Annotated in this window: 16 protein-coding genes; 11 read left to right on the top strand and 5 right to left on the bottom strand. The window is 42.1% G+C overall.

Features of this window, described 5'->3' with window-relative positions; translation table 11 throughout:
• Positions 1-8 precede the first annotated feature (8 nt).
• The 3 genes from pfkA to NL646_RS19500 form a co-directional block, all read right to left on the bottom strand.
• Positions 9-971, bottom strand: coding sequence for a 6-phosphofructokinase (pfkA, locus tag NL646_RS19510; RefSeq protein ID WP_005460467.1), 963 nt, complete (start codon positions 969-971; stop codon positions 9-11).
• A gap of 284 nt (positions 972-1,255) precedes the next feature.
• Positions 1,256-2,164 (bottom strand): CDF family cation-efflux transporter FieF, encoded by a 909-nt coding sequence (gene fieF, locus NL646_RS19505; RefSeq protein ID WP_005482190.1) that lies wholly within the window; start codon positions 2,162-2,164, stop codon positions 1,256-1,258.
• Between the two features lie 115 nt (positions 2,165-2,279).
• Positions 2,280-2,792, bottom strand: a complete 513-nt coding sequence (locus tag NL646_RS19500; protein ID WP_005487153.1) for a CpxP family protein — start codon at positions 2,790-2,792, stop codon at positions 2,280-2,282.
• Positions 2,793-2,982: 190 nt separating this feature from the next.
• Between NL646_RS19500 and NL646_RS19495 the strand changes: the two genes are divergently transcribed.
• From NL646_RS19495 to NL646_RS19465, 7 genes are all read left to right on the top strand, one after another.
• Positions 2,983-3,672 (top strand): response regulator, encoded by a 690-nt coding sequence (locus NL646_RS19495; protein WP_031821127.1) that lies wholly within the window; start codon positions 2,983-2,985, stop codon positions 3,670-3,672.
• Positions 3,672-5,075, top strand: a complete 1,404-nt coding sequence (gene cpxA / locus NL646_RS19490; RefSeq protein ID WP_229612697.1) for an envelope stress sensor histidine kinase CpxA — start codon at positions 3,672-3,674, stop codon at positions 5,073-5,075. Before NL646_RS19495 ends, cpxA begins: the two co-directional genes overlap by 1 nt.
• A gap of 72 nt (positions 5,076-5,147) precedes the next feature.
• On the top strand, positions 5,148-5,756 hold the full coding sequence (locus tag NL646_RS19485; RefSeq protein WP_025522787.1) for a superoxide dismutase: 609 nt from the start codon (positions 5,148-5,150) through the stop codon (positions 5,754-5,756).
• 263 nt (positions 5,757-6,019) lie between these two features.
• Positions 6,020-7,228 carry a site-specific integrase gene (locus NL646_RS19480; protein ID WP_253664591.1) on the top strand — a complete coding sequence of 403 codons (1,209 nt, stop codon included), beginning with the start codon at positions 6,020-6,022 and terminating at the stop codon, positions 7,226-7,228.
• Complete coding sequence (locus tag NL646_RS19475; RefSeq protein ID WP_253664590.1) at positions 7,225-9,312, top strand: hypothetical protein; 2,088 nt, start codon at positions 7,225-7,227, stop codon at positions 9,310-9,312. Before NL646_RS19480 ends, NL646_RS19475 begins: the two co-directional genes overlap by 4 nt.
• Entirely contained in the window at positions 9,309-12,095 is a 2,787-nt protein-coding gene (locus NL646_RS19470) for a hypothetical protein (protein ID WP_253664589.1), read from the top strand. Before NL646_RS19475 ends, NL646_RS19470 begins: the two co-directional genes overlap by 4 nt.
• Positions 12,092-12,616 carry a hypothetical protein gene (locus NL646_RS19465; RefSeq protein WP_253664588.1) on the top strand — a complete coding sequence of 175 codons (525 nt, stop codon included), beginning with the start codon at positions 12,092-12,094 and terminating at the stop codon, positions 12,614-12,616. Before NL646_RS19470 ends, NL646_RS19465 begins: the two co-directional genes overlap by 4 nt.
• 76 nt (positions 12,617-12,692) lie before the next feature.
• On the opposite strand, the gene NL646_RS19460 is transcribed toward NL646_RS19465, so the two are convergent.
• On the bottom strand, positions 12,693-13,028 hold the full coding sequence (locus NL646_RS19460) for a helix-turn-helix transcriptional regulator (protein WP_253664587.1): 336 nt from the start codon (positions 13,026-13,028) through the stop codon (positions 12,693-12,695).
• Between the two features lie 85 nt (positions 13,029-13,113).
• Entirely contained in the window at positions 13,114-13,812 is a 699-nt protein-coding gene (locus tag NL646_RS19455) for a hypothetical protein (protein WP_253664586.1), read from the bottom strand.
• Between the two features lie 261 nt (positions 13,813-14,073).
• On the opposite strand from NL646_RS19455, the gene NL646_RS19450 reads away from it, so the two are divergent.
• From NL646_RS19450 to NL646_RS19435, 4 genes are all read left to right on the top strand, one after another.
• On the top strand, positions 14,074-14,325 hold the full coding sequence (locus NL646_RS19450; RefSeq protein WP_253664585.1) for a hypothetical protein: 252 nt from the start codon (positions 14,074-14,076) through the stop codon (positions 14,323-14,325).
• Positions 14,326-15,013: 688 nt separating this feature from the next.
• Entirely contained in the window at positions 15,014-15,937 is a 924-nt protein-coding gene (locus NL646_RS19445; RefSeq protein WP_253664584.1) for a DUF4007 family protein, read from the top strand.
• A complete protein-coding gene (locus tag NL646_RS19440) occupies positions 15,927-19,196 on the top strand; it encodes a hypothetical protein (protein ID WP_253664583.1) in 3,270 nt (1,089 codons plus the stop codon). Before NL646_RS19445 ends, NL646_RS19440 begins: the two co-directional genes overlap by 11 nt.
• Positions 19,183-20,019 carry a phosphoadenosine phosphosulfate reductase family protein gene (locus NL646_RS19435; protein WP_253664582.1) on the top strand — a complete coding sequence of 279 codons (837 nt, stop codon included), beginning with the start codon at positions 19,183-19,185 and terminating at the stop codon, positions 20,017-20,019. The genes NL646_RS19440 and NL646_RS19435 overlap by 14 nt, the downstream gene beginning before the upstream one ends.
• The last annotated feature ends 23 nt before the right edge of the window (positions 20,020-20,042 follow it).

The following is a 20,042-nucleotide window of genomic DNA, read 5'->3' as shown; positions in this document are numbered from 1 at the left end:
AAGCTTGCTTAGAACAGTTCTTCAGCAACTTTGTATAGATCGTTACGCACTGGACGCTTCATGTTTTCGATCGCGTCGATGATGTCGTGGTGAACAAGTTGCTCTTTCACGATACCGACACAACGACCGCCATGACCTTCAAGCAGTAGGTGAACAGCATAGTTACCCATGCGAGATGCTAGAACGCGGTCAAATGCAGTTGGACGACCACCACGTTGGATGTGACCAAGTACTGTTGCACGAGTTTCACGACCTGTAGCCGCTTCAATGTCACGAGCCAGTTCATTTGCATCCATCATTAGCTCAGTAAGCGCGATGATTGCGTGTTTCTTACCTTTTGCGATGCCGTCTTGGATGTTGCTGATCAGCTTGTCTTTATCTAGACCAGTTTCTGGAGTGATGATGTACTCACAACCACCCGCGATTGCAGACATCAGAGTTAGGTCACCACAGTGACGGCCCATGATTTCTACAATTGAAATACGTTGGTGAGATGAAGAAGTATCACGTAGACGGTCGATTGCATCGATAACTGTGTTTAGTGCACTTAGGTAGCCCACTGTGTAGTCAGTACCAGCGATATCGTTATCGATTGTGCCTGGAAGACCGATACATGGGTAACCCATTTCAGTCAGTTTCTTCGCACCCATGTACGAACCGTCACCACCGATCACGACTAGCGCATCAATACCATGTTTCTTTAGGTTCTCGATCGCTTTTTCACGCACTTCCACTTGTTTAAATTCAGGGAAACGTGCAGAACCTAGGAACGTACCACCTTTGTTGATCACATCTGAAACGCTAGAACGATCTAGCTTCTCGATGCGGCCTTCGTATAGGCCTAGGTAGCCGTCGTACACACCGAAAACTTCCAATCCCTCGGATAGTGCTGTACGTACTACGCCGCGTATAGCAGCGTTCATACCAGGTGCGTCACCGCCACTTGTTAAAACACCGATCTTCTTAATCATGCTCACCCTCGATCTTTGGCAATCAATTATTTAATTTTCTTTTAGGCCCCTTGTTACCAAGCAACCTGCATAATCCAGAACTGTGCGTTATGTTACATTTCCTCTACAGGAATACCAATTAAAACGCACTTTTTTATGTAACTTTTCTACTTATGTAAGAGTATTACAGTTTCTCTTTGAAACTTTGTTGATTCACATCAGGATCACGAATCTTAATAAGCATTGATGGAAAGATAGTCAATAAGCGCTTGTTTGTCGTTAAGATCAAAACGTTTTTTCGACTCTTACCAATCTTGTGCTTTTTGCTCTTTTTCTGGCCCAAATACCACCGACAACGGATCTTGATGGATCAATACATCCGCCTCTGGGAACAATGCCAACAAATTATCTTCCACTTTATCGGCGATATAATGCGCCTCAATTAAACGCAAGTTGTCATCCAATTCCAAATGCAATTGAATAAAACGTGTTGGACCAGACATACGGGTACGCAACTGATGTACGCCCAACACGCCTTTCACGCTCAAACAAGCTTGGTTAATTTGCTCAAGCTCTTCATCGGGCAGCTTTCTGTCGAGCAACGTTTGAATCGCTTCGCTGACCATTTTGAAGGCGCTGTAAAGAATGAAGATACCAATACCAATCGCGAAGACCGCATCCGCTTGCGTTACCCCAAAGTAGCTGAGCCCTAGCGCGACCATGATCGCCCCGTTCATGTATAAATCCGTTTGATAGTGCAACGAATCTGCTGCGATTGCTTGGCTGCCCGTGATGCGCACCACGCGTTTCTGGAACATGACCAAACCAAACGTCACCATCATCGCAAACAAGGAGACATACACACCCAGCTCCGGCGCGTTCAGTTCGTGTGGCCTGAAGAAACGATCGATACCGTTGAGGATCAAAAATACCGCAGAGCCGGAGATAAACATCGCCTGTGCCAACGCAGCGAGAGACTCGGCCTTACCATGCCCAAAAGTGTGTTCTCTGTCGGCTGGTTGCAGCGAATAGCGAACCACCACCAAATTCACCACTGAAGCGGCGATGTCCAGCATCGAATCAATAAGCGATGCCAATAGGCTGACCGATCCCGTCACCCACCATGTGATGACTTTTACAATGAGAAGAAGCGTCGCCACTATGGTTGCTGTCCAAGCTGCCGTCGTGACTAAGCGTGCATATTGCTGTTTCATAATCAAAGAGTTAACTCAAACCGTATTTTGAGTATACGTTGAATGCGCGTGAAATCGCCAGATCAAAAAGAGGCAACCTGTGGCTGCCTCTTCATATATATCATCGGATCATGACTTAATTATTGCGGTGTTTTCCCATGCGTTGTTGCATTTGGTCACCACATTCTTGCATGCGCTCGTTTTGCAGTTTTACAAATTCAGCTTTTTGCTCTGGAGTCAGCACGCTCAACATTTGGTGTTTTCTCTCCAGCATTTTCACGCGGTGCTCAGTTTGGCGCTCAACCATCTCTTTCGCTAGAGCAGTGGCTTGCGCTTCATCGAACGTATCCGCTAGCAATAGAGACTGCATTTTCGCGTGATGCGCTTGGCGTTCTGCCATGCGTGCTTCGCGGTTTTGTGAATATTTGCCTTTCATTTCCGCGCGGTTTGCATCACGGAAAGATTGCAGTTGGTCTTTTTGTGCATCAGTTAAGTTCAAATCGCGCATGATGCCGCGGTCCATACCCATACCACATTCATCGCGTGGGCCTTTGTGGTGATCTTTACCGCCAAATGCGAATGCACTCGCAGTGCCTAAAGTTAGAGGTAGAACAACAGCAGCTAACACAAGCTTTTTTGCAGATTTCATAATTCGATTCCTTACACAAGTGAGTGATTCTTCTGGGCTGTTCTCACAGCGCTTGAGTATAGAATACGACTCGCTAGGTAAAGCGGCGTATAGGGAGCGTAAAGAATCGTAAAGAGTGATTTTTGCCCTCTTCGTCGCACATCAATCCAATGTAATATTAAGTAAACGGTAACTGACCAAAGGTGCCCCGATGGCAAAAATTCTTTTAATTGATGACGACATAGAACTGACAAGCCTATTAAAAGAGGTGCTCAGCTTCGAAGGATTCGAAGTCAGTGAAGCAAACGACGGTGAAGCCGGCCTTAACGCAATCAACAGCGATATCGACCTCATCCTACTGGATGTAATGATGCCCAAATTGAATGGTATGGAAACGCTGAAGCGTCTGCGAGAGAACTGGGAAACCCCCGTGTTGATGTTGACCGCCAAAGGCGAAGAGATTGATCGAGTGATCGGTTTAGAGCTCGGCGCAGATGACTACTTACCAAAACCTTTCAGCGACCGAGAGCTGCTCGCTCGTATTCGCGCGATTTTACGTCGCACCAGTAACACGCAGAAAAACGGCAAAAACAGCGATTGTATTGAGTACCAAGAGTTGCGCCTGTATCCGGGCAAGCAAGAGGCTTACTGCGATCAACAATTGCTGGATCTAACCGCAACCGAGTTCGCGCTGTTGACCCACTTTGTCCAAAACCCAGGACACGTACTCACCAAAGAGACGTTGAGCCTCGACGTACTAGGTAAACGACTGGCGGCCTTTGACCGCGCAATCGATATGCACGTGTCGAACTTACGCAAAAAGCTGCCCGACCAAAGCAATGGCAAACCGCGCATCAAAACCCTACGTGGTCGCGGCTATATGCTGCTTGAGGAGGATTAATGCGCCTATCACGCATCAAACTGCCAAAGATTAATAGCTTGTATGGACGCATCTTTGCCATCTTTTGGTTCACTATGCTATTGGTGTTGATAGCCGTGCTATCACTGCCACATTTGGATCCAAGGAAAGCACGCGACATTCCCGACGAGCATTATCAGCGGATCATTGAAACGCGTGATGCCATTCAAAACAAATACAGCAAAGAAACCGATCTAGGACGCATTTTATTCCGTATAGAGGGCAATCGCGCAGGTAAACATGACCCACGACCACGAGTGTTCTTTTCGGATTACAACGGCAACGTCTTAACCACCGATAAGCGCAGCAACTTTCAACTGCGTGCGATGCAAAACTTTGTCACCAGTATTGAAGATTACAACAAGCCAAAACAGAGACTTTATGGCCGCTATATGATTGCCGGCCCTGTGCCAATCGTTCTGGCCGACTCTGAACTGCTGATGTACGTTGGCTTTAAATGGAACGAGCCACCACCGCTGCTGCTGCGTCTCTTCGACCATCCGTTCCAGTTACTGTTGGCCGTCATGCTGGTGAGCACGCCATTACTGCTGTGGCTTGCTTGGGCGCTGAGCCAACCCGCACGCCGCCTTGAAGCCGCCGCACAGCGAGTGGCAAAAGGTGAGTTCGTCATCGATCCGAATCTTGAAAAAGGCACCGCAGAATTTCGTCAAGCGGGCAGCAGCTTCAACCAAATGGTCGAAGCGGTGAATCAGATGATTTCAGGTCAGCAGCGTTTACTGTCGGACATTTCTCACGAATTACGCTCGCCACTCACTCGATTGCGCATGGCCAGTGCATTAGCGACGCGCAAACAGGGTGACAGCCCTGAGTTGGTTCGCATTGATACCGAAGCGCAGCGCCTTGAGCAGATGATCAGCGAATTGCTTGAGCTCTCGCGCATGCAGGTGAACAGCCACATGACACGCGAGACACAGCCAATAGAAAGTTTGTGGGAAGAGATCATTAAAGATGCGCAGTTTGAAGCCGAGCAAATGGGTAAAAAACTCCGCTATTCAGAGATCCCTGAGCGACATATCTCAGGCAACCCAAAACTGTTGATGAGCGCGGTAGAAAACATCATTCGCAACGCGATTTATTACGGAAAAGATGAAGTGCAGATAGACATTCAAGACAAGACTGACACACTGACGATTACCGTCGATGACAACGGTGATGGTGTGCCGGATGAAGAGTTAGATGCGATTTTCCGTCCATTCTATCGTGTGTCTACCGCTCGTGATCGTCACTCTGGCGGCACTGGATTAGGGTTAACCATCACAGAAAGTGCGATTCGTCAGCACAGCGGTACGATAGTCACGAGCCGCAGCCCACTGGGAGGTTTGCGCGTCTCCATCACGTTGCCTTTAGTTAAAGTAGGCAAATAACCCTACAAGATTTTAGTTGATAATGATTTTCATTAACATTAGAGTAAATCCTCCGATTAAGGAGGGTTTACTATGTCGCATACATTTCCCGCTCTGCCTTACCCATACGATGCGTTAGAGCCATACATCGACGCAAAAACCATGGAAGTGCATTACAGCAAACACCACAAGACTTACTTCGATAAATTCGTCACCGCCGTGCAAGGCAGTGATCTTGAAACACAATCGCTAGACGAAATCTTCGCAGCCGTTTCGCAACATAGCCCAGCCATTCGCAACAATGGCGGCGGCTACTACAACCACATCCTTTACTGGAATTGCATGTCGCCAGAAGGCGGCGGTGAACCACAAGGCGCACTTGCGCAAGCCATCAACGACAAGTTTGGTCACTTCGAAAAGTTCAAAGACGAATTCGCTCAAGCAGCCGTTAATACGTTTGGATCTGGCTTTGCATGGTTAGTTGTGAAAGATGGCGACATCCACATCTCCTCCACCAGCAATCAGGATAACCCGTTAATGGACGTGGCCGATGTACGCGGCGAACCTATCCTTGCATTAGATGTGTGGGAGCACGCGTACTACATCAGTTATCAGAACCGTCGACCAGAATACATCGACGCTTGGTGGAATGTGGTGAACTGGCGCGCCGTCGAAGAGAACTACGCTCGCGCGCTCGTGTAACCGCTAACGATAAAGGGCGAAGGTTGGTAAGCGCCAAGCCCTCTTTTGTACCCAAGTCGCTGCACTTGGGTATATACTGCCCCTCTCTTTGACCAACTCTATTTCAATACCATGTTTGATATCGCTTTATACGAACCAGAAATCGCGCCGAATACCGGCAAAATACCCCCCCTCATTTCTATGAATTATTTTTAGGTTCTTTTGGCACTATTAAACACTCCGTACTAGTCTTTTAAAGTTATCTATGTACAGTGCGGACACTCATGTATAAAGACATTTATCACAACTTTAATATCGACGGCACAAATATCGACAAGCTGTATGTATATTGTGACGATAACCGTGAGCCTATCATTTTACCTAGCCTTTGGCTGATCCAAATGGGAATCAAGCAAGAGGTTTGGGGATGGCATACTACTGGTAATTTTGATACACACGGGAGACGATACAGACCCCCTAAAACTGTAGAGCTTTCTTTTAGAGCCGAATCTGTATCAGAAAACACATTGGATAATTATGTTGGTCATGTGTACAAGCTTCTTGAGTACATCAATCAACACCCTAACCTCAGCGTTCACCACACCGAAAAACTCACTACACGCTTTCTCAATTATTACCTAAATACAATATTACCCGATAGCTTAGGGTCTCTAACTTCTCTCAAGGCTCACCAATCAGGCATTGCAGCTTATTGCAACTTTTTATGCGCCTTAGGTATTTGGCCAAAAGACTATAGCCGTTCTACGACAATCTATCGAAAGACCAGGCAATACATGGCTGAAAAAGACACTCGGCCTCTGAAGATTAATTATGTTGCAACCTATGAATATAACGAACTACTACGTTGCTGCTCTTGTAAACGCGACAGACTAATACTACAAATGGGCTACGAGGTTGGCTTACGAGCTTCTGAAAACTGTGGATTAGAGCTTAACGATCGCGGAAAGCATAAAGGTTTACGATCAATATTCGAAGAGCTCACATCTCGCCCAGAAAAAATGGAATGGGAATATACACTTAGGGGATACTACACAAAAGGGAAGAAAACGGGAAAAATATACTTTGACCGTGAATTGTTAGAAATAATGAAGTCTTACCACGACAATGAACGTGCTTCCATTGTAGAGGAGTCAGAACATTCAGAAGCCCCAACCTTGTTCGTTCGTGAAGACCCTAAAGGCAGAGGGTTTCCTATTGGTGTTAAACAGGCCTCAACAATTTTCTGCAATGTTAAAAAGCAATTAGCTCATATCAATCAAGAACTCTCTTATCATGATCTTCGCCATACCTTTGCAACAAAACTATTCCATGAAGAACTAAAGAATCCAGAAGGACAGGAAACTCGTTCCGAAAGTGCAGCTCTGGAAGTAGTGCGACAACGCCTTCGCCATAGTGAAGGCTCCACAACGGTCCATCGTTATATCCGACTTCGCAATGTAATGCTAACGCGCGAACACAAGGAGTTCGCATGAATGAACAACAACCTGCAATCAATGAGTTTGATAAAGCAATCCCCTCATTATCTACAAGCCTACAACTATCCCCAACTCGCCTGATTGTCAATGGTAGAGCCTTGCAATTAAACAATCAGCATCCAGACGCAAAATTGATTTATCGAACCACACATAGAGCAATGCTCTCGGAGTGGTGGCAACAAACCTTAGGAGAAGTTACTCAACGGACATATATCACCCGACTATCAATGTTTATTAATTGGCTGAACAATCATCAAATAAACAATACTAACCGTTTCAATTTACTCAATGAATTCCAAACATACCGAATTAATGAAGAAAATATCTTGCCCCAGTCTACAGGAACCAAAGATCTTATGGTATTGCTAAAAGAGGGGGCAAACAGCAATATTTTTACGGCAGAGCAACAAAATCATATCCTGTTGCTTGTTGAAAACACGAACTTACTTGAACGTGGTGAACCTACACCTGACACGTTAACAAGTTGGTTCACTCAAATGGACTGGTTACGACCAATTGTTGGTGATAATGACTGGTTAGCGATGGAGAGTCCAAAACGGTTAATGGCAAGTTTTAGTATTACCATAGCCAGCACATTAGTGTGGATACTTCAGAGAAAATCTGCCATAAAAGAGCTAATAACAAAGAACTCCCATATTAACAATGTAGGTGTTGGGCTGAGCTCTAGGCAACGTGAGCTACATTACTGTCGTGAATTACAAAAGATTATTTTACGGCAATCCTCAGAACTTCCTGATGGCTCCTTAGATTTGTTGCTAGCTGATTGTCTCAACCCTAAAGCATACGATGTATGTCGGCATCAAATGTATGATGGTAGAGATCTAGGCATAAAAACTAAAGTGGGTAATCAATATCAAAACACGTTCTTGAAGCCACATCTATTCCATCCGATGTATTTAGAAGCCCCAAGTCCACTGGAGCAAGTGCTGGTAGCTTGGCTTTGTGCATGGCAAACTGTACAACCTACCGATATTCGGAAACTGAAACCCAATAGTTTTTGCATACATTACAACAATAATCATAGACCTGTCGGTCTACAATGCATCTACTATAAAGGTCGAAGTGGTATTCAAGAGCCGCAGTTTTTAGACTCCTCCCTCATCGAGGCCAAAGCATTAATTGCTTATCTTCAAATGCTACCAAATGATAAAGAAAGAGTATGTCCTGACATTAAGGCTCTCCAATGTAGCCTGCACACAAACCTTACAGTACCGGGGCTATTAACTAAACTATGGCAAATACCAATCCTATCGAAGTGGATAGATACTCACCTTTATGCTCGGTCAACAAGCAATCTCTTTCGACGCCTATATTTGGCTATAGCCAACAACACTAACCAATCTCGCGATGCTTGGGCCAAAGAAAAGCAAAAGACTCAGCCACAATATAGCGCTGAACTCTACTATAGAGAGACCGCACACCCACTACCTCAATTGTTATTTGGACTATCCGCGATAAAAACCAGCTCAGTGCAAGCCCGAAGTGATCAATACCGCGACAGGGATTTAATAAACACCAATTCACACACTGCTGGAGTAGAGAAAACCTACTACATGACGGACAAAAATAAGGAATGGGTAAACCTGAATGGTCGGATAACTAGAATTGTTCTTGACGATATAGAGCACTATGCTTACAGACCCAATATTGACGCGGCCATAACCCTTGCTCGTGAACGTAGTATGCAGACCAAAATTCATAAGCTAACTGAAAGTCAAAGTGTACGTGTAAACCCATTAGGACAGATAATTACACCGCCGGCTGCTACGACTTCCACAGATGCTGAACCAGACGAATACATCGTATGGGATACTCCTGAAACGGTGGTTTACTTCTTACACTACCTTTCTGAAGCGGAACGACAATCAAGTAAACTTATTAGACATGCCTTGCAGTTTTTTGAACGCACTGTCCTGCCTGATGCTGAATGGATGTCATCATTATTGAACAATCAACTTAGTCCTGACGTTGTCAAATCAGGAAAAAAACAGTTTGAAAAACTTCGTGGGGTATTACCACCATTATTTGATGCTCAAATACACGGAGGGCTTGGAACGTGAGACCACAAACCCCAATAAAAACCAATACTAATCATCAAGCATATTCAACAAATGAATTACAGCAACGCCTAATAAATATGGGTTCTAAGAGTGCTTTAAACGATAGCAAGTGGTTTTTCCCAAGAGCTACCCTAGACTTTTCAGGCCTATATGCGCTGGAAGATGAAAACCCCGAGTGGTGCGATTTTGTTGGTATATCACCTAGCTGGTTAGCCCGATTGTTATTTTTGGATGCGACCAAAACGAATCGAAACACTTGGTCGCTGAGACATGACTTTGTCTGCATTTGTAAATGGTTATTTTGGTTAGCAGAACATTATCAACATCAAAAGCATCTTGCTCAAAAACAAGAAGTAAAACAGATATCGCTTCTAATTACTAAGAAGGAATTGAATCAACTGTTTGAGTATCAGTTAATGCACAACATCTCTGCAAGCGGTGCTTTAGAACGTAGATTAACACCATGCAGCTACTCTAAAATAACCCGTATTGATATAAGAGAGTGGCGGCTAACCTTACATCGCCTTGGGCTCGAAACCATTGGCTTTACTAGCACCTTCACCACAAATGTATTAAAGAAATGCTGGAAAGAAACAATTAATACAATGTCTGATGGTGAGTTAACATATGCTGATTGGAAACAGGGAGGGACTCTAAACCGCTTAACACTCGATTATGGTCGTTACTACATTGACCATTGCTATACATTTTTCTCTCAACATATTTCCTTGGCAACAGCACTTAAACTCACCTTAGACGACATGGAAACCATAGCCCACTTAGCTAATGTCAGTTTAGAATCTGCAAAGCTAACCGTTCATCATTTTCTACAGAATAAAAAAATCCATCAAATTCCGCGTGGAATAACCCACAAAAGCAACTCAAGGCGTCACCTCGGAGATGAAACTCTACTTCGAATTCAAGCTGCTACGAAAAAAGTTTTTGCTCAACACCTTAGGCCATTAAAAGCCAAAGAAGCATTATTAAAAACTTCCGAAATCCAAGCACTAGCAAAACATCTAAGACTCGATATAACCAACGAAAATGAAATGGACTGGTTACGACACGTTGTAGCGATATACTTAACTGACTTAGATAAGAAACACAACTATTATTCAGATGAGCTTAGGTTATTGCATCAAAAATGGTTGTCTAGCGTAGTAGCTCCCCGTCTTGGTTTAGAGGAAAATCTCTATCCTCTGCAAGAATGGATAAACAACCGGTGGGAAAAACACAACAAAGAGGTTAATGTTGAACCACCTTCGATTGATTGGTTTATCCGTCTAGGCTTGACAATAAAAGAAGCTTACAAGTCTACGTATCTAAACAAGTTTATTCGATTGGTTGGAGATGCTGGCTTAACTTACGTTGTAGCCCTAACAGGTTGGCGAGAGTCAGAATTCGGCTGGTCGCTACAAGATATCCATACAGTCCGAAATCTAGATGGACTCGATCAGCACACCTGTCCCTGGAGGCATACCGTTAAGTGGAAAGTACCTAAAGTCTATGGTGAAGCAAAGATAAATCGAGAAATTACCCAAACCACCTATAACACAGCACAACAGTTAGCATTGCTGGTAAGGGCCGATATGAATAGGCCATGTCTGTATCCAACTCGATTTAAGTTAATAAAAAAATCAGACGCTTCGGGGGATTTTGTTAAACATCGCGTAAGATCCATGTGGCATCACTTCGTCGACTACTACCCTTCGTTTATCCAGTTAGATAAGTCAGAAACCTACGAACGACTCCGAACGCGAGCACAACAATATATCTTAACCATTGAAGAACAAAAGCAATTTCAACAACTAGGAGAAGAAAGAGCACAAGAAAACTGGCGTCACCTTCAACAAGACAAGTTACTTATTGAAGCACGACGTAGAGCCCGCAGGGAACGAGATCGAGTTGTGTTCTTCTTAACTTACTCCGATCGAAAAAAAGTATTGGAACGTTATTGTGCTGGCGACTTAACAGAAGATATACACCAGTTGATAGATGAAAACCTTTCAGAAACAACCAAAGCAGACATTCTTATCAGGGGCCAAACGGACAAATTCTCAGCGTTGTACACAAAGGAGGTAATAAACGAGATAATAGATGGCTGCCTGTACCCTACACCACATGCATTACGCCATATCTGGGCTGAGGCCGTGTACCGCCGATTCGATGGGGATGCAGGTTGGATGATACGTTCGCACTTCAAACATGTCAGCCAAGCCATGTGGCTTGCTTATATTCGTGATAAGGAGACTCGACGCCAACATGACACTGTGAAACGACGCGTTATAAGTTCCTTACTTCAAAACCATTTAAGTAGAGCCGGACAAGGTTTTGCAGGCAAGTTAGACACATTATTACGAAGAGTATTTGCCAAGAGCCACGTGACATCTGCGGAACACCTAGATAAATTGATTGCACGATTTTCTTTGGAAGAAATTCAAGACATCAAAGCTAATCCATGGGGCTTCTGTATTTTACTCAAGCGCAATCAGCAACGCGCAAAATGCGCTTATGAGGGAGTACCTCAACGTCACAACGCTTGCCCTGGACTTTGCCTTGGCTGTGTGAACAATCTGACTCAGGAAGGTAACATACCGGGAATCCTACTTGGTATAGCCAATGATGTTAAACTCCTACAAACACCAAGAGTTCCAAGGGCATGGCGTGAACCTGCCATACGGACCGTCAAAAATGCCCTTAGCCACCTAAAACGCTTAGACGTAGCGCCAAAAGTTATTGAATCCCTAATATGGAGCCTAAATACTGAGGAGAATGCAATATGAGCCTCGATTTACTAACACAACAATCCCAATATGAGAGCACACAAGCATCAGAAGAACTACCTCATTGGGTATCATCAGGCAATAAATCTATTAAAGCTTGGCGTGCACTACAGTCACTAAGCGCACAACGACAAGAATATATCAAAACACATAGAAAGCTATCAGATTTCGCCAAATCAAGCTTATGGCAAATTAGGGTCAGCGATGTTGCTAATATTATTGATGTAAAGCCCGCAACTCTAGACCCAACCAAAGGCTCAAAATGGGCGGCCGGCTTTCGCGATATGTTAAACGAAGTCAATAACAAATTATTGCGAGAGAAAGAAAAAAGGCTTACGAACTATCTTAATAACAAGGCCAAAGGAAACGCTAGGAAGACTCACGATGAATTACTAAAAAAATGCCAGAGGCTAGAAAAAGAGTTAGCAACTGAAAGGCGAAGGAACTTCGCACAAATATGGGCCAACCGCGTTTCTGAACTTCCCCTTTCAGTCAGACAAATATTGGGACTGAATGACTAGTACTAGAGTGCGCCCGTTAATAATACGTACGATTATTAACACTCTAGAGACGCTTAAAAGAAAACAGGACTATAGATTATCTCTTGCTGCCTTCGTTGCCTTGTAGCATTAACTGAATAACCACCTCCAGAACTCTCAACTTATCAGCGTCCGACAGCTTGTGCAAATTTATAACCAGCTCAGCTGTTATTTCATCTTCACAAAAAAAGTAGCTTAAAGGCACACCTAGCTCATCAGCGATAAGCTTGAGAGTTTTAACATCAGGAGTGTGACGAGCCTTTTCGTATTGGTTCATTCGTGCACTTGCTGAACTTTCATCCATACCTATGCGCACCCCCAAAGCTTTTTGGGAAAGGTTTGCTTTTTTACGAGCATGCTTAAGGCGTATTGGGATTGGATTATTGAATGACACTTGATGTTCATACTAAAGACTCGACTGGCTAAGATTGTCTTAGTTTTACTCTTTTCTGTATACTAAGCAATTCTTAGTTTTATTTCTAAATGCAGTTGATAGCCCTCTCGGCTTCTTCCCTCGTACAACCATCAATCTTTATGAGACAGCGAATTGCTGATTCAATATTTATGGTTTCAGTTGTATATAAGTGTGTAAAGGTCGGTGCTCTATTTGAGGTTTGTAACTTGGTTTTGAACTCTGCTTCACTCAATTTTAACTGTTGAGGTGACAGCTCATTTAAGTTTGATTGAGCCAAAACTATTTCTGCTATATCTAATTGATGATATTTAAACTCTTCAAGAAAAGCGTTATGCATCTCAAGCAAAGATTCGTAAGCCCCTATGAGAATAGCGATATCCATCAAAACTCTATAACTGTCTATGGCTGACTTTCGAGTAGATCTTGATAAAAAAGTCGATAGTTTGGAACACTCGTAACCCGAGTGAGCATAAGCGAGGGCCAATTCAAAATTATTGCTATTGAGATAAGCTCTAGCCATATGGGGGTAAATTAGTGACACCAAAGTTACGTTACATACACTCGCCTCAAAGGACTTCATTTCTGAAATAAGTTCTGAATATCTACTTTGAACATTGCCATTAGTAAACGGATTTTCTGAGCTCATATCAAAATCTGTGCTTAGATGGTCTGCTTTTTGGTAAAGCTCAAGTACTCTACGGTTTTCTACGTTAGATAGCTCCAACATGTATACGTTGAATTGATCTAACTTAAAGTCGGTCATTAGGTGGAATCTCTCTTTCGACAACTAGACAGTCAAATACTAAGATATACTTAGTATAATAAAAACCGGAGGACTAAGAAAACCTTACTCGATATAAGTACGAATAAATTAATAACTTATATAAATAACCAACAGAACACCCATTTACTTTCACAAGTCTATGAAAGTTCAAACTAGAAGCAACACTCAATGTGACTGATGATTGTCGCCATAGGATTAATTCAAACTTGTATTTAAGACTAGAGCAAAAGGAGAGCCTTGATGCGTGACCCAAAACGTATAGAAATGACGCTTTCACTGTTACGTGAGCTTTGGGGAAGCAATGCTGACCTTAGGTTCAATCAGTTGATATATAACCTTCAACGAGAGTTTTCATTTGAAAACGAGGGCAAAGGAAAAGTAACAGAAATCTCGCAAGAGGGATGTCAAAGTGTTGCTTATGATCTATTTAACGTAGAAGACGATACATTCATTCAATTTCTAGAAGCTAAACTAACAAAAAAGCAATATTAAGTTCAGGAGTAGTATATTGCTTATTGAGCGATTGGAGTCACACAGCTTCAGTCAAAACTATATGAACTAGCTCTGGATAAAACTGATGTATGAGGTAACGTTTTAGAAGATTGGAAATGAATGAAAACTACGCCTACTGCTACCAAACTAGATGAATTTCATATCATTTTTTCAAAATTTATGTAACAAGCATTTATCAAATGTAATTTTTGCACCGTTTATCACGCAGACTGCATGACGCAACTTGCGTGACAAACATTCTTACAGTGGTAACCAAGGCCGAGTGTTATTTAAGCAAAAAGGTCAACCCCAAAAGCAACCACTTATGATCAAACAGTTCTTTGTTGTATGGCTTATCCAATATTTCTGCTAGAAAAGCGCCTATGACACCCAATAGCACTAAGTTGAAGTTTATCCTGTAACTTATCATTGAGTCATGAGCGTAGCCGCAAAATCGAAAATGGCTTAGAGCTTTTTAGGTTCTAAATACGCTACAGGTAATCAGCTAGTTTTAATATTTAAAATCCTTCCTAACGAACAAGTGCTCATTCCAACTGAGGAGACGATCTAATTTTTAACTCACCTCACTCTTACTGGATACTCCTATCCAGTACTCACTTTAATGATGAATGTCTATACAGTATACTACGCCAATGCACTGGCGAATTACATCCAGTATGAGGTATTTATGTACAGCGTTCTCGACCAAAACAAATACAGCCTAACGTTCAGTGGGCACGAAACTTTTCCGTTACGACAAACATGGATAAAGAAAGTCATCGACATGTCAGTTAATGGATTGATTGAAAAGAAAAAGTTCTCAGATCCGCAGCAATTCGCTGAGTTAGGCGTGGGGAAAAACATGTTAGCTTCAATGAAGTATTGGGCTTTAGCATGTGACGTAATGACGGAATATGATAACTCTCATTTTAAATTGACTGCACTATCAGACAAAGTCTTCTCAGATAGTGGACTGGACCCGTATTCAGAGTCAGTTACGACAACATGGCTACTACATTGGGTTCTAGCAAGTACAGGATATAAAGCCACTAGTATTTACTATGTGTTTAATCGATTAAATGCAAGTAAATTTAAAAAGAGTGATGTAAGGGAAGAGCTTGTCAGGTTGATTGACTCGAAAGGTAAAAAGGTTTCTTTAAGCAGCTTGTCAAAAGATTTGGATGTAGTTTTCCGTAGTTATGCATTAAAACTAGGCGGCTCGGAACGTTATCAAGAAGACTTTGCGGAGCCTGTATTTAGTGAGTTGGGACTGATAAATCAAGATGAAGATGGCGTGTTCTCATTCAATAGAGGCCCTAAAGAATCACTGAATAATCACCTATTTACATACTCATTATTGTGTTTTTGGAACGCTTTAGAAAGTAGTTCGAATACCTTATCTTTGGACTTAATAACATATGCAGAGAGTTCTCCTGGGCGAGTGTTCAAGTTGGATGAAAATTCTGTAGCTGAACGATTGTTATCTATCGAAGAGCTAACACAAGGCCAATTAATTTGGTCAGATTCAGCTGGCATAAAGCAGATTTTGCGCACCAACGCTGACTTCGAAGAGTTAAAGGCTGCACTACTGGAGAAAGCTTATGAGTCATAATACTGTCCTAGGTCAATTTGTGAATATCGCACCCTATTATCAAAAGTCCATACGATTGACTGACGATCTAAAAAATACGGATGCATTAGGTGGGTACGTTTGCTTAGAAACTGCTAAAAAGCTTCTATTCACAATGTCTCAGCAGATTATTAACTCTAACCAGAGAGCATTTACGTGGACAGGCCCTTTTGGTAGCGGCAAGTCGAGTTTAGCTTTAGCTTTAGCGAAATTACTGGGAAGTGAAGAAGTTCACAACAACATCACCCAACTTTCGTTAGTCGATGGTTTTCAGGAAGCTTTTCCCAAAGATAAAAAGGGATGGCTAGTTATACCCGTTGTTGGAAGTCGAAACAATTCATTATCTGTAATATCTCAAGCGGTTGAAGCTCATACGGGCACTATCATTACGTCGCAAGAGAATTTATTTTCTTCACTTGAAAACCTATCAAAGTCTAACGACGGCCTCTTAATAATCATTGATGAGATGGGGAAGTTGTTAGAAGGTGCGGAGAAAAATGGGGATGATATCTATTTCTTCCAAGAGCTTGCTGAGTTCGTTTCTAGAGCCAAAGAACGCATTGTTTTAGTGGGTATATTGCATCAGTCATTTAGGCAATACGCTAAGCATCAAAACTTTTCAGAAAAAATTCAACATGAGTGGGAAAAGGTTCAAGGCAGATTTTCTGATATACCATTGGTAACAAGCTCTGATGAAACTATTGAACTGATCGGTAAGGCGATTAAATGCGATTCTTCTGTAAGTAAAGAAGCCTATCGTATCTGTTATGATGTTGCTAACTGCATAAAAACAAAGCGTTACTCAATAAGTGATGATTTCCATCAATTATTGCAAGAATGCTGGCCGATTCATCCCGTAACCGCAATGATGCTTGGACCAGCATCAAAAAAGCAATATGGACAAAATGAGCGCAGTGTATTTGGGTTCTTAAGCTCAATGGAAACCTTTGGTTTTCAGTCTTTCCTGAATCGAGCAGAAGCAACCTCATTTGAATCTTATACTCCAGATATGTATTGGGGATACCTGAAAGAGAACCTAGAACCTTCTATTATCGCCTCCATGGATAGCCAACGATGGGTATTAGCGAATAATTCTGTAGAAAGGGCGATACAAAATGGAAAAGAACTGCATGTTTCTCTGACTAAAAGTATTGCGGTTATAGACTTGTTTAAAAATGGTACCGGTCTTTGTGCTAGTACCTCAATTTTAAAAACCTTATACCCAGCCTATTCTCACGATGAAATCCACAATGCTCTCAATGAATTAGAGAGCTGGAAAGTCATTATTTTTCGACGATTTAATGATGCATGGTCTGTATTTGAAGGAAGTGACTTTGACTTCAACAAAGCCCTTAAAAGCGAGCTAGCAAAAGGTCACCTAGACCTAGATAATGCTGAAAAGCACATCCGCCTACACCCTGTAGTGGCTAAAAAACATCTTCATCTTACTGGAGCATTAAGATGGATGAAGATATCAGCTGTTGATAGTTCAGCACTTAAGGGAAAGATATCATCATTTAAACCAAACCAGAGCGAGTTTGGACAGTTTCTACTTCTCTTGGATCAAGATGAACTTCCAGAAGCAGCTATCAGCTTACTAGCGAATGATGATAGCAATAGCGTAATTGGTATTCCTCATAACAGAGCTGAAATTTACGATTTGATCCAAGAGATTTCAGCTTTGGATAAAATCGAGTCTCACCAAGAGTTAAGCGGTGACTCCATTGCGCGTAAAGAACTATTAGAAAGACGCCGAGTTTCAGTCGAAAGGATAAAGCACGCTGTATCAATTTCGGTGGTTAATGCGAAGTGGTATTACTCCAAAGCTATCAATGGAGAGTACTATAATAATATTTCTCAACTTTGTTCAAACATTGCAGACAGAGTGTATTTTCATGCACCTAGAATATCTAGTGAGTTGATCAATAGAGATATCCTATCAAGCAATAGTGTCAAGGCTCGAAAAGCGCTGTTATATAAAATGCTAGAATCAGAAACCATTGAAGACTTAGGGATAGATGGTTATCCAGCAGAGAAAGGGCTCTATTTGACCTGTTTGAAAGCTACTCAGATTCATCAGTTCGATTCTCGAAGTAACTCTTGGTCATTTTCACAGCCTGCGCCAACAGATAGCAATATTGCTTTTTTGTGGGAAGCGGCAATGAATCTTATCAACTCTGTTGAAGGAAAATTAAATATCTCCAGGATTTATGAGCTTTGGCGAACCCCCCCGTTCGGTGTAAAAGAAGGATTACTTCCATTACTATTTTGGGCATTTTACTTAGCAAATAAATCAAAGTTAGGTTTATACAAAGATCAGTACTATTTACCTAACGTAGATGAAGTCTCTCTTGATGAGAGCCTGCAAAACATATCTAGGTTTGAGCTACAAGGTGTCGAGATTACTAAGGAAAGAAAACTCTTTCTAGAAGGAGTATCTTCCGTACTAAATAGCTTAAATTTTAAAATTGCAGAACAAGCGTCTCCCCTTGAAGCTGCTAGAGTATTAGTTTCACTAGTTCGTCGTCTGCCTAGCTGGACACTGAGTTCAAGGAAGTTTGCTAAAGAAACATTGAAACTTAGGGATGAAATCAGGAGAGCATCAGACCCTCACAAAGTAATTTTTCATGATATTGCTTCTATCTATGGGACGGAAAACATAGATAAACTACTATCAAAATTGCATAACTCCTTGGATGAATTGATTAATGCCTATCCAAAACTACTGCATGAGTTATCAGATTTATTACTTAGAGAACTAGATGAGAGCAATATTAAACGCCTCAATGAAAGAGCTTTAGTTATAAAGGATAAAGCTTCAACTATGGCTGAAAACGCCTTCATTGCTCGAATGTCTAATTTCGATGGTTCTCAATTTGCCTTAAAAGATGTATTAGGTCTTATTGTGGAGAAAAAAACTGAAGATTGGACTGACTTTGATGTAACCACGGCAAAAAACCGGATTGCCGAGTTTTCCAAACAGTTTAGAAAGCTAGAGACAGTAGCTCATATCCATGGTTTAGATAATCAGCGTGAATCAGTAGCCATCATCTATACAACCCCTCGTAAAGGCCTGATAGAGACCAGCATAGAACTTGACAACAAAAGACAGTCAGAGCTAGCTGTCATGGGAACGGATATGCTAAGAAGCTTCAAAGCATCGAAGTTACATAGGCATGAACAACTGTCTGTACTTATTTCTGCATTAGAGCAACTTGACGAGGTAAATGATGGCGCATAAGTATGTCTTGGGGCTTTCTGGTGGTAAAGATAGCGCGGCATTAGCAATCTTTATGAAACATGAACATCCAGAGTTGGATATAGAATATTTCTTTACCGATACAGGGAAAGAACTTCCAGAGGTTTATGAATACCTTAATAAGTTAGAGGGTTTTTTAGGAAAACCAATCCTTCGATTGAACGAAGAACGAGGTTTCGATTTCTGGCTGGAACAATATGGCAATTACCTCCCTTCAGCTCAGACTAGATGGTGTACTCGCCAGTTAAAGTTATTGCCATTTAAAAACTGGGTGAACTCGATGCTTAGAGAGGGTCATATAGTTCACAGTTTGGTGGCTATTCGTTCTGATGAAGAGCATCGTGATGGATATAGCAGTCATCATGAGAATTTACATATACACTTCCCATTCAGAGAGGCTGGCTATACAAGAAATGATGTCTTTCAACTTTTGAATGACTCACCTCTTGGCATACCTAAGTATTATGAGTGGCGTTCAAGAAGCGGTTGTACGTTTTGCTTTTTTCAACAAAAAATTGAGTGGGTTAACCTCAAAGAGCGTCATCCTGAAGCATTTGAGGAAGCTAAACGATACGAGAAAAAAGCCAAAGAATGCAATTCACCTTTCCTCTGGTCTCAAGGCGAATCACTAGAGGATCTTGAACAGCCACAAAGAATCATTCAGATAAAATCTGATTTTGAAGCTAGAAAGCTGAGAGAAAAGAACAATAGGCCAGTCAACGCATTGCATGTCGGTTTAGAAGATATTGACGAACTGTATTTTTCCGATGAGGGAAATGGTGCCTGCAATATTTGTCATAAATAAGGTTAGGGGCTAAAGAGAGCACT

The organism is Vibrio sp. Y20_XG_PY13 (genome assembly GCF_024181925.1).
Lineage (GTDB): Bacteria > Pseudomonadota > Gammaproteobacteria > Enterobacterales > Vibrionaceae > Vibrio > Vibrio parahaemolyticus.
The sequence above is the reverse complement of the archived record's forward strand: the minus strand, read 5'-3'. Positions and strand labels throughout refer to the sequence as shown.

What these genes read in the sequence shown, in the direction of transcription:
- pfkA (WP_005460467.1), bottom strand. Translation starts at nt 971, where the DNA reads ATGATTAAGAAGATCGGTGTTTTAACAAGTGGCGGTGACGCACCTGGT.
- fieF (WP_005482190.1), bottom strand. Translation starts at nt 2,164, where the DNA reads ATGAAACAGCAATATGCACGCTTAGTCACGACGGCAGCTTGGACAGCA.
- NL646_RS19500 (WP_005487153.1), bottom strand. Translation starts at nt 2,792, where the DNA reads ATGAAATCTGCAAAAAAGCTTGTGTTAGCTGCTGTTGTTCTACCTCTA.
- NL646_RS19495 (WP_031821127.1), top strand. Translation starts at nt 2,983, where the DNA reads ATGGCAAAAATTCTTTTAATTGATGACGACATAGAACTGACAAGCCTA.
- cpxA (WP_229612697.1), top strand. Translation starts at nt 3,672, where the DNA reads ATGCGCCTATCACGCATCAAACTGCCAAAGATTAATAGCTTGTATGGA.
- NL646_RS19485 (WP_025522787.1), top strand. Translation starts at nt 5,148, where the DNA reads ATGTCGCATACATTTCCCGCTCTGCCTTACCCATACGATGCGTTAGAG.
- NL646_RS19480 (WP_253664591.1), top strand. Translation starts at nt 6,020, where the DNA reads ATGTATAAAGACATTTATCACAACTTTAATATCGACGGCACAAATATC.
- NL646_RS19475 (WP_253664590.1), top strand. Translation starts at nt 7,225, where the DNA reads ATGAATGAACAACAACCTGCAATCAATGAGTTTGATAAAGCAATCCCC.
- NL646_RS19465 (WP_253664588.1), top strand. Translation starts at nt 12,092, where the DNA reads ATGAGCCTCGATTTACTAACACAACAATCCCAATATGAGAGCACACAA.
- NL646_RS19455 (WP_253664586.1), bottom strand. Translation starts at nt 13,812, where the DNA reads ATGACCGACTTTAAGTTAGATCAATTCAACGTATACATGTTGGAGCTA.
- NL646_RS19450 (WP_253664585.1), top strand. Translation starts at nt 14,074, where the DNA reads ATGCGTGACCCAAAACGTATAGAAATGACGCTTTCACTGTTACGTGAG.
- NL646_RS19445 (WP_253664584.1), top strand. Translation starts at nt 15,014, where the DNA reads ATGTACAGCGTTCTCGACCAAAACAAATACAGCCTAACGTTCAGTGGG.
- NL646_RS19440 (WP_253664583.1), top strand. Translation starts at nt 15,927, where the DNA reads ATGAGTCATAATACTGTCCTAGGTCAATTTGTGAATATCGCACCCTAT.
- NL646_RS19435 (WP_253664582.1), top strand. Translation starts at nt 19,183, where the DNA reads ATGATGGCGCATAAGTATGTCTTGGGGCTTTCTGGTGGTAAAGATAGC.